Source organism: Nostoc paludosum FACHB-159 (assembly GCF_014698835.1).
In the GTDB taxonomy this organism is placed as follows: Bacteria; Cyanobacteriota; Cyanobacteriia; order Cyanobacteriales; family Nostocaceae; genus Nostoc; species Nostoc paludosum.
On sequence record NZ_JACJTU010000025.1, the window covers coordinates 87,707 to 99,728 of the forward strand.

The 12,022-nt window shown below is 43.9% G+C and carries 9 protein-coding genes; 5 read left to right on the top strand and 4 right to left on the bottom strand.

Features of this window, described 5'->3' with window-relative positions:
* Window positions 1-82 precede the first annotated feature (82 nt).
* Window positions 83-517 (bottom strand): hypothetical protein, encoded by a 435-nt coding sequence (locus H6H03_RS23765; RefSeq protein WP_190957521.1) that lies wholly within the window; start codon window positions 515-517, stop codon window positions 83-85.
* Between the two features lie 117 nt (window positions 518-634).
* Between H6H03_RS23765 and H6H03_RS23770 the strand changes: the two genes are divergently transcribed.
* Both H6H03_RS23770 and H6H03_RS23775 read left to right on the top strand, forming a co-directional pair.
* Window positions 635-2,485, top strand: a complete 1,851-nt coding sequence (locus H6H03_RS23770; protein WP_190957522.1) for a S8 family peptidase — start codon at window positions 635-637, stop codon at window positions 2,483-2,485.
* A gap of 189 nt (window positions 2,486-2,674) precedes the next feature.
* Window positions 2,675-2,908 carry a hypothetical protein gene (locus H6H03_RS23775; RefSeq protein WP_190957561.1) on the top strand — a complete coding sequence of 78 codons (234 nt, stop codon included), beginning with the start codon at window positions 2,675-2,677 and terminating at the stop codon, window positions 2,906-2,908.
* Here H6H03_RS23775 and H6H03_RS23780 read toward each other — a convergent pair.
* Window positions 2,895-3,218, bottom strand: a complete 324-nt coding sequence (locus H6H03_RS23780; protein WP_190957523.1) for a thioredoxin family protein — start codon at window positions 3,216-3,218, stop codon at window positions 2,895-2,897. The two genes, H6H03_RS23775 and H6H03_RS23780, sit on opposite strands and share 14 nt — an antisense overlap.
* 2,351 nt (window positions 3,219-5,569) lie before the next feature.
* Between H6H03_RS23780 and hetF the strand changes: the two genes are divergently transcribed.
* Entirely contained in the window at window positions 5,570-8,086 is a 2,517-nt protein-coding gene (gene hetF, locus H6H03_RS23785; RefSeq protein ID WP_190957524.1) for a cell division protein HetF, read from the top strand.
* Between the two features lie 39 nt (window positions 8,087-8,125).
* On the opposite strand, the gene H6H03_RS23790 is transcribed toward hetF, so the two are convergent.
* Together H6H03_RS23790 and H6H03_RS23795 are read right to left on the bottom strand one after the other, a co-directional pair.
* Window positions 8,126-8,785: a SanA/YdcF family protein gene (locus tag H6H03_RS23790; protein ID WP_190957525.1), complete on the bottom strand. Its 660-nt coding sequence runs from the start codon at window positions 8,783-8,785 to the stop codon at window positions 8,126-8,128.
* Between the two features lie 500 nt (window positions 8,786-9,285).
* Window positions 9,286-10,482, bottom strand: a complete 1,197-nt coding sequence (locus H6H03_RS23795; protein WP_390842898.1) for a glycoside hydrolase family 10 protein — start codon at window positions 10,480-10,482, stop codon at window positions 9,286-9,288.
* Between the two features lie 237 nt (window positions 10,483-10,719).
* Here H6H03_RS23795 and H6H03_RS23800 point away from each other — a divergent pair, with 237 nt between their 5' ends.
* Window positions 10,720-10,857 (top strand): hypothetical protein, encoded by a 138-nt coding sequence (locus tag H6H03_RS23800; protein ID WP_190957527.1) that lies wholly within the window; start codon window positions 10,720-10,722, stop codon window positions 10,855-10,857.
* Window positions 10,858-10,893: 36 nt separating this feature from the next.
* Window positions 10,894-12,018, top strand: a complete 1,125-nt coding sequence (gene bchI / locus H6H03_RS23805) for a magnesium chelatase ATPase subunit I (protein WP_190957528.1) — start codon at window positions 10,894-10,896, stop codon at window positions 12,016-12,018.
* The last annotated feature ends 4 nt before the right edge of the window (window positions 12,019-12,022 follow it).

Consider the following 12,022-nt stretch of genomic DNA (forward strand, 5'->3'; position numbering starts at 1 on the left):
CCAGAGAAGGACGCAAAGTACGCAAAGAGAAAAAAGAAGAAAGAGATATATAATTTTCACAAATGATTTAGGACTGCTATAGCTACTGATTTGTTGGCGATCGCCAAGTTGCTAACCCTAAATCTAAAAACTTTGCCCATTCTGCCGCTAAAGGAATTTCTGTAAACGGAACGCGCACTGAGTCAGCGGATTCGGAAAATACAAATTCTAACTCTATAGAACGGGCTTTATCGGGCGGATTTTCCATATCTACTAACTTGCCATCTATCAAAAGATGTATTTCTTGGACATTAACTAAAGAAAATGTCTCTAGTTTAATCGGCCCTTTGGGTGTGGGTTTTCCCCAAGTTATAGAGTTTCCTTTTTGACCTAATACTGAATAAATATCATACTTAGCGCGTTCAAATTGCTCTGCCCATACGCGATAGGCTTCAACTTTTTGATACTCCCTTGAGCCTTGCCAAGCTAGCCAGAAAAACATTGCTAACAGAGGTAACCACAAAAGACCACGTTCCATCGTTTCAACAGTCCTGAGTTATGAAGTGAAGGTAAACTAAAGTGCAAATTACACCAACAAGGGGCACAGATAAGTTATGGTAGTGGGAAAACTGGCAAAAAGCGGTGATGAGTTAATATGAGAAAGCTTATATTATTGTGCTTGTTTGTCATTGGGTTGGGAGCTGCTGTATTTGGTTTCCTGAATTTCCAGGGATTGGCAGCTAAAGGTGAGTTTGAGACGATTGTGCTTGATTTTCGTGAAGATATTCCATCAACTGTGGTGGAACAGAATTTACAAGCGATCGCCAAACAATACAACGTTACACCCCAATTAGACAACAAGTTTTCGGCTAAGGATAATGTGTATATTATCAAGGGCGATCGGCAACGACTCCAAGAACTGAAAAAATCTCAGTTTGCCCAAGCTACAGAATTCATAGAGCCAAATTATATCTACAGAAAGATTCCACAACCAGGTGAAGCCGCTTGGTTGGGAGAATTTTTGCGCCCCGAAGAAAATGATGAGGTAAATCTCTCATTAACTGGCCCCAATGACCAATATTACAGCAAGCAGTGGAACTTGCACAAAATTGGCATCGAAGGTGCATGGAGTCAAACCAAAGGCAGCGGCGTCACCGTTGCAGTCATAGACACTGGCATTACCAAGGTGCGCGACTTGTATGAAACAAAATTCGTCAAAGGCTATGATTTTGTCAACGACAAAGAACAGGCCGATGACGATAACGGTCATGGTACTCACGTTGCTGGAACCATTGCCCAAGCCACAAATAACAAATATGGTGTAGCTGGAATTGCTTATGAAGCCAGTTTGATGCCGCTGAAGGTACTGAGTGCTTATGGTGGCGGTACCGTAGCCGATATTGCCGAAGCGATTAAATTTGCTGCTGATAAAGGCGCAGATGTGATTAATATGAGCTTGGGCGGTGGCGGTGAAAGCAAGTTAATGAAAGAAGCGATCGAGTATGCCCATAGAAAAGGTGTAGTCATCATTGCCGCAGCGGGTAATGAAAGTGCCAACGGGGCAAGCTATCCAGCACGTTATCCTCACGTTATTGGCGTTTCAGCGATCGGTCCAGACGGCGAAAAAGCACCCTATTCTAACTTTGGTGCAGGTGTCGATATCTCTGCTCCTGGTGGTAGTGAAGCTGGTAAGATTCTCCAAGAAACTATCAACGAAAAAGGCGAAGGCGTATTTCTTGGTTTCCAAGGTACAAGCATGGCTTCCCCCCACATTGCTGGCGTTGCAGCATTAATCAAAGCTACTGGTATTAAAGAACCAGATGAAGTTTTAAAAGTCCTCAAACAGTCGGCACGAGTTATCCAAGATGATGGTTTGAACTATTATGGTGCTGGACAACTCAATGCAGAAGCAGCAGTCAAACTAGCTGTTGAAGGGCAAATCAGTTTCCAAGATTTCTTCCGGTGGTTACGGGATAATGGCTACCTGAATCCCGGCTTTTGGATTGACGGTGGTGCAGTAGCACTGTTACCGAAGATTTTAATGGTGATTGGTTCTTACTTGCTGGCTTGGTTTTTACGGGTTTACTTCCCCTTCACTTGGAGTTGGTCTTTGTCTAGCGGTTTAATTGCTGGCAGTTCTGGGTTATTCTTCCTCAAGGGAATCTATATCTTTGACCTTCCCCAATGGCCTTTCCGGGTTTTGGGCAGTTCAATTCCAGAACTCGGCAATACCCTCCAAGGAAGTGATGCATTCAATCCTCTATTTGCCAGCGTATTGATTCCTATTGTATTAATGGCATTACTATTAGGACATCCTAGTTGGAAATGGTTTGCCATTGGTTCAACATTAGGAGTAGCAGCCTGCTTGACAGTAAGTGCTATTTACGACCCAGCAGTTTGGGGATTTGGAAATGTTAACTTAGCACGTCTGTTCCTTATTACCAACGCCATACTTTGTTATGGACTTGCTCGTTTAGCATTGCAAAACCAAGAAAAAGCAGCATAAATGGGTATGGAGCATTGGGCATTGGGCATTGGGCATGGGGCATGGGGCAAGCAGGAAGTGTGGGAGGATAGGGAAGAAATCTTTACCCCCCACACTCCCCACACTCCCTCATCTCCCCAGTCCCCAGTCCCCAGTCCCCAGTCCCCAGTCCCCAGTCCCCAGTCCCTACTCTCCCAATCAGAACTATTTATGAGCATTACACTTACAGGTACAATTCAACGCCGTGATATTGGCCCAGGCGCATGGGCGTTAGTTACAGAAGAGGGTGTTACTTACGAAATCCTCAGAGGGGCAGATCAAGACTTACTCAAAGCCGGACAAAAAGCAAAAGTTAAAGGACAGGTGCGTGAAGATGTCATGACAGCTGCCATGATTGGCCCTGTCCTAGAGGTTAAATCTTTTGAGGTAATTAATTCTCACTAGTTGTAGAATCGAGAACCTGCTGGAGACGGCTTCTAAATTCACCTTTGGGATGACCGCCTTTTACCTCACCTACAATCTCAAATTCTCCTTCTGGAGAATTGCAAACAATGTAAGTAGGCCATCCCATTTCTGATTTATCAGGATACTGAGTCAATAAAATCTTGCGATACTTGCGGTAGGCAGCTGTATCCTGCATTTTCACATCGATAAATTCTAAACCCAGTTCTTCAGCCACCTTTTTGTCATAAAAAGACATTTTGTGGCAGATGCCGCACTCTTCAGAAGAAAACTTGATTACAGCTAAACTCATCGGTTGGCAACTCTTTGGTTTTAGGCTAGATGTCCTAGCATAACGCCATGAAATATACCATATAGCAGGTTATTAATGTCAACAAAAATGGCATCGGGGAAATGGGGAGACGCGGGGAGGCAAAGAAAAACTAATGACAAATGCCCAATGACCTATTTTTAGGAAGCAGCAGTCGAAGAACGAGAAAGTAGGAATCTAGAAAAAAACTTAAGAATGTGATTAAATATCATAGCAATCATTTTAGAGTCACCTGTTTAGCTAAAAATAAAAGGAAAGCGATTCAGGGATTGGGCGACCAAGTTTTACTCTAAGCTGTCAATAAAGGGATATTCAAGGTCTACCAGCAGTAACAACAAGGTGCATTCTGGGTATGTGGCAGTTTATGGAGGCTCATGATGTCTAACGACAAGCTGCTATGGCTCTAGGCATAAAAAAACCCCCAGTGGGTGTTAGCCTACCAGGGGAGTTAGTTATCAGGGTGCATCTACCAATTAAATGTTCTGAGGTTGAACACCATACTCCGGATAAATTTGTACAAAGGTCAATTATTTTTTAAAATAAAAAAACCCCAGTTGGTGTTAGCCTACTAGGGGAGTGAGTTATCAGGGTGCATCTACCAATAATGTTTTCTAGGGGCAGCCAGCATGTTCCGGAGAAAATGATCGAGCTCCAACAAGATTTGGAATTGGCGATCGCGTAGCGTTAGCAAGTTCGCGAGGGTCTTTTAGATTTATCCCAATCACAAGGGTGCTGGGCTTCGGTTTGATATTTGTTGTGTCTAGAAAAGAGGTTGCTCTTAACCGAAAAACCCTAATCCAAAATCTAAAATCTAAAATTCTTCGATGGTTCCAAACAAAAAAACCCCCAGTGGGTGTTAGCCAACCAGGGGAGTTGAGTTATCAGGGTGCATCTACCAATTCTTTTTTCTCAAGTTAATGGCTATCCACCGGATAAATTATGCAGAAGTTGAGGTTATTGTTGTTTACTCACCAGAAAAAAAACTCTCAACAAGTGTTAGCCAATCAGAGGGGTTAGTTATCAGGTCAACCATTTTTGGATTTTGCTAAAAGTTCAGCCAGTCGCTGGGACGAGTTTCCCGACTTGTGGGTAGACGCCCAGAGAGTGGCTTTTCGTAGGGTGCTGGCGTGACCTCAGGCTTGCGGCAATAGAGTAGTAATTCTCCGTATCCGCGAGCCTCTGGCTACACCAACGTCAAGGGTGAAGAACAAGCTTTTCAAGCTAGATTGCCGATTTTGGATTAAAGACGACACAAGGTTACAGGGCTTGATAGCGCAGCGTTAGCAAGTTATGGAGCGTCGGATTTTAAATTTTGGATTTGTTCCGCTCACTACCGACGGTATGAACTGAAATAATTTTTAATCTAAAATCTAAAATTGGCACGGTCAAATCTACCAATTATTCAATGATTAGTGCGCTACCTGAAAAATAGATGTGTGATGAGCAAAAAAAACCCCTAGTGGCTATTAGCCTACCAGGGGAGCTAGTTATCAGGGTGCATCTACCAATTAAATGTTCTAGGTTTAACCATCATGCTCAGGATAAATTTCCAAGAAACTTGATTATTTTTGTGTCAAACAAAAACTACTACACTTTGCCAGACCTTTCCCTATGTTTTAGATAGGGCGCTTAAGCCCCTGGTTTGGTTAATTGAAGATGCTCGCTGGGTTTTTGCTGTGCTGTGATAGTGGATATTAAGCGATTTAGGGGAGTTAAAGATCGAGGTACATTCATCTGCCAATCAAGTATTCTAAAGTTAAGCATTATTTTCTGGCGGAGAATATCTGCGTTATGTCAAGTTAGTTTAATTACTTACAGCAGAATTCAGAATTCATAATCCGGAATTTGACAGCAAAATTAGGACTTATATCTGGTTTTTCGAGCTAAGGTTGTGTAATTCACCCAATTGAAATTTGCTGTATAATTCTAAGCTCCTAGTGTAGAGCGTCCTCGGTTCGGGCAGCGTCTTCCTTAGCAGAAGCTGAGATCGCCAAAAGCTGGCACTCCGAATTCTCTTTGTGTCTGGGTGTTAACTCTAACTATAAGTGTTCACACGAAATTGATATTAGAGGTTGCTGTTGTTTGCCAAAATAAAAAAACCCCCAGTGGGTGTTAGCCTACTAGGGGAGTTGAAGATCAAGGTGCATCTACCAATAAAGTGTTCTAGACCGAACTAATCCAATCCGGATAAAGTTGTAAAGGTAGAAAAGCCAAAACAACTAAAAATCAGAAACATTCAAGGGTGGGATGCATCTAAGTTATCAGAGGGAGCGAAAAATCGACTTGAAACTTTCGCGTTTCAAACCGAATTTAGGAGGCGAGCAGGAGAAGCTGTGACCCAGGAATTCCACATATCCGTAACCCCAGTAGGGCAAAACGACTACTTGGTGCGGACGGAACAAGTCGCGCCTGGGGTGCCATTGGCAGAAGAATTGGTGACTTGGCCTGTAGCTGATTGGTTGATGGCTGCTGGGCATTTGATGAATGACCCGTTGAAGTCAGTCCTGCAAGGAGATCCATTCGCCTCTAGCGGTCGGGAAAGTGATATTGCAAGAAATTCTGTTAATTTGGTGGCTTTAGGTCAACAATTATATAATGCCTTATTTCAAGGTACTCTCAGAGATAGTTGGATTACTGCCCAAGGTATTGCCCAGAATCACCAACAAGTATTGCGCTTACGCTTGGGGCTGAAAGACACCAGGTTAGCTCGTTTGCCTTGGGAAGTGATGCACGCAGGCGATCGCCCCTTAGCCACTGGGCCTTATGTCGCTTTTTCTCGCTTCCAAAGCGGAATTTTGGGGGCTTCTCGTTTGCGATCCCTGCGGGGGGCTACGCCTACGCCAATGGAAGAAACTGGTGTCAAAGTATTGATGGTAATTGCTTCGCCCTTAGATCAAGTCCGTCTCGACCTACTCAAACAGGAAGCAATCAAACTGCAAGCGGAACTTGCGCGTCCAGCACCACGATTTGCTGAAGCTAGCAGTCATCTCCCAGAAATTGAACTCACTGTGTTAGACCAACCAGGACGGGAAGAACTGACCCAAGCTTTAGAGCAAGGCAGATATCACGTTCTACACTACTCTGGTCATAGCAACTTAGGCCCAAATGGCGGAGAAATTTATCTTGCCAGTCGCAGAACTGGGTTAACGGAAATTCTGACTGGAGACGATTTGGCAGGTTTGCTCGTCAACAACAACATCCAGATGGCGGTGTTTAATTCCTGCTTGGGGGCTTATACAGCTGCCTTGGGGGCTTCTGAAGATACGGGGGAACGCAACCTGGCAGAAAGTCTTGTAAAACGAGGAATTGCTAGTGTTTTGGCAATGTCAGAGCGTATTCCGGATGAAGTGGCACTGACACTCACGCAATTATTTTACCGCAATTTGAGTCAGGGGTATCCAGTAGATTTATGCGTTAGTCGGGTGCGCCAAGGATTAATTTCTGCCTATGGTTCTCACCAAATGTACTGGGCATTACCCATTTTGTATCTCCAGCCAGAATTTGACGGTTTTCTGAGCCAGGAAACTGCTTTAGGGCAAAGTCAGGAGTCGCTCAACCAATATAGTTCGCCTGTAGGGACAATTCCTAGTTCCATGTATGCTGCGATCGCAGACGATCCGGAAATGCCTTTAGGAATTGAGGAAATGATTCCTGCTGATTTGGGGCGCGATCCTGCTGGCTTGGATTGGCTAGGTGAAGATACTTGGGGCGATCTCGTTGATGAAATCGAGTATGATGACCCAAGTTATGCAGAAGATTCGGCGATCGTTTCGGATTTGTTTCGGCGGCTAGATGAGCAAAAATCCCCCACAGAAATCGAGCAACAAATTAACGAAAATAGTCTACCAAATAGGCCAGTTTCACAAGAAATTACTTCCTCTTTGGAGGAAGCAGATTTGTGGGGAGAAGTTCCAGCACCGCCTCCTGAAACTGTTGGAAACTCAGAAAGACATTGGCAAAATTCGGAGTTTTCTCGTCGATCGCAGCCAAACTCATCTCCATCTAGAAATCGTAACCAACGGCGTAAGCTGTGGCCGATTGTTGGCGTTGTGGGAATAAGTGCGATCGCAATTGCCATCGGTTTAAATTGGTGGTGGCAAAATCGACTACAGACGAATCTGTCGAAGATACCACCAATTCCTACTGAGTCTTTACCCATCGAAAAGCAACCAAGTATCGATTTAGAAACAGCACCAACTGGAATCGTTACCGCCACCGCTACTGAAAAATTGAGCCAAGGCGATTTGCAAGGTGGGTTGTTTGCTGTGGAAGAATTACTCAATCGTGGTGCCTTTGCTGCGGCTGAAACTGCTTTGAAGCTAGTTACAAATCAGCAAGCTGACGATCCATCTGTCAACTTTTTAAAGGGGCGACTAGCATGGCAATCAATCCAGACTGGAGATGCTAACTATAGCGTTGATGATGCTCGTCGTTACTGGGAGACTGCTGCTAAGGCTAAACCAGATTCGCTTTTATATAAAAACGCTTTAGGATTTGCTTACTACGCAGAAGGTAATTTGAATCGAGCTAATGATTCTTGGTTCAAGGCTTTAAATTTAGCTCTCAAAACACAGAATAATGCTTCTACTACATCCACAAAGACGCCATTACCTCAGGATGCTTTAACTTCCTATGCTGGTTTAGCTCTGGGACTGTATAAATCTGCACTAGATGAATCTAGCGCCAAACAAGCACAATATATGAATGAAGCGATAAAGTTGAGACAAATGGTAATGAAATCCGATGGTGTAAATTTTCAAGTAGATAAATTAGCTAAAAATTGGTTATGGACAGAAAAAGCAATTAAAGATTGGCGATCGCTTCTTCAAGAGAAGAGTCGAGAAGAGTAATCAGAATTCAGAATTTCTTTGAATTACACCACTCGCAACTCATTTTATTCCTTGATATGATCCGAGGAAAGTTGGCTGAGGGCGAGTTATATTAACCTCCCACAAAGCTTTGAGAGTAGACAACTCCTCCCGCAGTGTGGAGTACATAACAGTTTGAAAACTGTAGCTTTCCCAATCTGGTGTTCCCAAACCGATGGCTTTGACGCCAAGGCGATCGCAAGTATAAACTGCGCGGGGTAAATGGAATTTTTGGGTAACTAAAACTGCTTGTTTGATTCCGAAAATATCTTTAGCTCGATAGCAACTTTCATAAGTGCTGAATCCAGCATAATCTAAGGTAATATCTTGAGCAGGTACGCCTCTTTCCACTGCATAATTCTGCATTGCTTGGACTTCATTGTAGTCATCGCGGCTATTGTCACCCGTCATTAACAGCTTTTGAACTCGCCCCAATTTGTAAAGTTCTACAGCAGCAGAGACGCGATCGCTAAGCATTGGCGATAGTGTACCATCAGGGTAAATTCCTGCACCAAAGACGATGGCAACGCGCCCGGCTGGAATTTTTTCTGGTTGAGTGTAGCGGCGATTGCTAGTAATTGCATTTACATAGTAATTTAGCCCTAGCGGGCTGATAGTTGCAGTTAATAGTAGTAATCTAAATATGAGTCGATAGTGTGACAAAAACCATTTAGGCAGCATAGGTTTTAATTGTCAAGATAATTCTGTTATTGCAATAGACGCAGTTTTTTGGGTGAAGTTGCAGTGGGAGCGATCGCTTTTGAGTCTGAACACCTATAACGAATCAACGATTGCACCCCAGGATTTTTCGCAATCACAACAGATGTAGAGACGTTGCAATGCAACGTCTCTACCAACAATTTTGTCGGTAAACGAGATATCTAATACCATTTCAAAAAATCTTTGCAACACATCAAAAATTTGTAGGGGCGCAAAGCTTTGCGCCCCTATCGAATCTATCTGTCAAATTCTTTTTTCAATCGAACTCATCTACAGCTAGTGGTTCGTCGCATTAATTATGAGGGGTAAAATAACGAACCGCAAAGGACGCAAAGAACGCTAAGGAAGAAGAAAAGAAGAGAAATCGAAAATGAGTTTACCTAGCAAAATTAATGCGATAGACCACTAGTATTTCTAACCAATATTAATGATGAGATGTACTAAGCACTTGTGCAAAAAAGTTATTCAACTCTGGCGCGGAGTGCGGGAGATGGAAAGAGGTTTTCAAATGCTGCTTGGCGTTCGTTTAAAGGTTCAGGTGCATAATTCCAAAGACTTTCATAATAAAAGAAGGTTACACCCAAACCCCGTTCTTGGGCAGCTCGCACCTGAGACTTAATTTGTTGCATTGGGACTGGGTTATTTCGTAAGCCTGTCATAATTCCCACTCCTGTGGGAATGGTTTGTTGGGCTTCTTGAATTTCTGGGCGGGAAATATTTGCGATGAAACTTTGCAGATTTGGACGATAAATTTGCACAATTAACTCGTCTACAATATCTTGCCGTATCCAATTAACCCAGTCTTGCAGGTGGAACTTGTAAGCAAAGTGATAGTAATTAGGAGCAACGGAGAAAATTGCCTGGGGTTTTCTCTGCTTCACAGCTTGGTTCAGTTGTACCATGAAGGCGGTAATTTTATCTGCCCGCCACTTTACCCATGCTGGATCTTCAGGATTTGCTGGGGGATTATTTTTTGTTTCTTTAGCGTACAACGCAACTGTATAGCGATCGTAGCCAAATTCACGGGGCAAACTCATGTGATCGTCAAACTGAATGCCATCGGCATCATATTGAGTGACAACTTCTAGCACAAGATTGCTGATGAATTGTTGCACTTGTGGATGGAAGGGATTGAGCCACATTACCTCACCAGCCGCGCTGATGGAAGTTTGACTACCATCGCGCTTTTGTGTGAACCAATCTGGATAATTTAGTGCTAGTTCCGACGTTGGGGGTGCCATAAATCCAAACTCAAACCAGGGAATTGCTAAGAGTCCCTTGCGATGGGCTTGATTAATGAGGTCAGCAAGAATATCATGTCCATCTGAACCTTTATAAACAAAAGGTTGAATCCCTGCCTGTTGTGCTGTCGCACTGGGATACATCACATAGCCAGAATTCCAAACCACTGGATAGATTGTGTTGAAGTTCAGCCGACGCAGATGACTCATCGCCTCTTGCACTTTGGCGCGATCCTTGAGGGTGTCAAAATCATTGTTCGTCATCCAAACCCCGCGAATCTCCTGACGGGGTAGCTGGGCAACAGCAGGGCTGAAGCTGTCTACCAACAATACCGTAATAAACGATATTAACATCAGCAGCGGGAAAATATATTTAACTTTTCGTCGCCAACCTCGAACAAAAAAAGTTGATTTCATAGGTTTGAATGATGCATTAGCTACCCACACACGCCATTGCTTGCTTTTGTGATTCAATCTACTAGTCATATATTACAAGCATTTATACTTACTAAAAAATTGACAGATTGGTAGTTGTTGGTTCCTTGTGTATGGAACTTTTGCACCAGAAAAACTAAATCAAACTTATGCACATTAAGAAACTTGACGTAGCAAGTAGGCATTTGTGCCCAATATATCTGGTATTGGGAATGGGGCATGGGGCATTGGGCATGGGGCAAGCAGGAAGTGTGGGAGAGGTGGGAGGTGTGGGAGGATAGGGAAAAAATCTTTCCCCCCACACTCCCCACACTTCCCCATCTCCCTATTCCTCAGTCCCCAGCTGTGTCACAATAAAAAACTGTAATAAGAAAAATATTGTTAGGTAATTTAGTGAGTCCAACTGCTCAATCTACGGCAAGTGCGCGTCGTGTCGTATTTCCTTTTACGGCAATTGTCGGCCAGGAAGAAATGAAACTGGCGCTGCTGTTGAACGTGATTGACCCCAAAATTGGTGGTGTAATGATCATGGGCGATCGCGGTACCGGAAAATCCACTACTATCCGGGCGCTGGCGGATCTACTGCCAGAAATCTCTGTGGTTGCCAATGACCCGTTTAGTAGCGATCCTAGCGACCCTGACTTGATGAGCGATGATGTCCGCCAACTGTTAGAACAAGGGGCAGAAATTCCCGTAACTCACAAAAAAGTCCAAATGGTAGACCTGCCATTAGGAGCCACAGAAGACCGGGTTTGCGGCACTATCGACATCGAAAAAGCTTTATCTGAGGGTGTCAAAGCTTTTGAACCAGGACTGCTGGCAAAGGCTAACCGAGGCATTCTTTATGTGGATGAAGTCAACTTACTAGATGACCACCTTGTAGACGTACTACTCGATTCCGCCGCCAGTGGCTGGAATACTGTAGAACGGGAAGGCATCTCAATCCGTCACCCGGCACGTTTTGTGCTTGTGGGTTCTGGAAACCCAGAAGAAGGCGAACTGCGCCCCCAACTACTCGATCGCTTTGGGATGCACGCAGAAATTCATACAGTCAAAGAACCAGCTTTACGAGTACAAATCGTGGAACAGCGATCGGAATTTGACCAAAATCCTCCAGAATTTCTCGAAAAGTATAAACCCCAGCAAGAAGCACTACAACAGCAAATTGTCAATGCCCAGCAACTGTTACCAGAAGTAAAAATTGACTATGATTTGCGGGTGAAAATTTCTGAAGTCTGCTCTGAACTGGATGTAGATGGTTTACGGGGTGACATTGTTAGTAACCGCGCCGCCAAAGCCATAACGGCATTTGAAGGACGGAGTGAAGTTACAGTTGACGATATTCGCCGCGTTATTACGCTGTGCTTGCGTCACAGGCTGCGGAAAGACCCCTTGGAATCGATTGATTCTGGCTACAAAGTTGGCAAAGCTTTTAGCCGTGTGTTTGGCGTCGAACTCCCAGAAGATGATACTGCACAAAAAAATGGCACAGGTCAGAAGTTAGGAGTTAGAGGTTAGGAGT

Excerpts from the sequence above, each read along its gene's own strand:
- H6H03_RS23765 (WP_190957521.1), bottom strand. The coding sequence starts at position 517 with ATGGAACGTGGTCTTTTGTGGTTACCTCTGTTAGCAATGTTTTTCTGG.
- H6H03_RS23770 (WP_190957522.1), top strand. The coding sequence starts at position 635 with ATGAGAAAGCTTATATTATTGTGCTTGTTTGTCATTGGGTTGGGAGCT.
- H6H03_RS23795 (WP_390842898.1), bottom strand. The coding sequence starts at position 10,482 with ATGAAATCAACTTTTTTTGTTCGAGGTTGGCGACGAAAAGTTAAATAT.
- H6H03_RS23780 (WP_190957523.1), bottom strand. The coding sequence starts at position 3,218 with ATGAGTTTAGCTGTAATCAAGTTTTCTTCTGAAGAGTGCGGCATCTGC.
- H6H03_RS23775 (WP_190957561.1), top strand. The coding sequence starts at position 2,675 with ATGAGCATTACACTTACAGGTACAATTCAACGCCGTGATATTGGCCCA.
- H6H03_RS23800 (WP_190957527.1), top strand. The coding sequence starts at position 10,720 with ATGGGGCATTGGGCATGGGGCAAGCAGGAAGTGTGGGAGAGGTGGGAG.
- H6H03_RS23790 (WP_190957525.1), bottom strand. The coding sequence starts at position 8,785 with ATGCTGCCTAAATGGTTTTTGTCACACTATCGACTCATATTTAGATTA.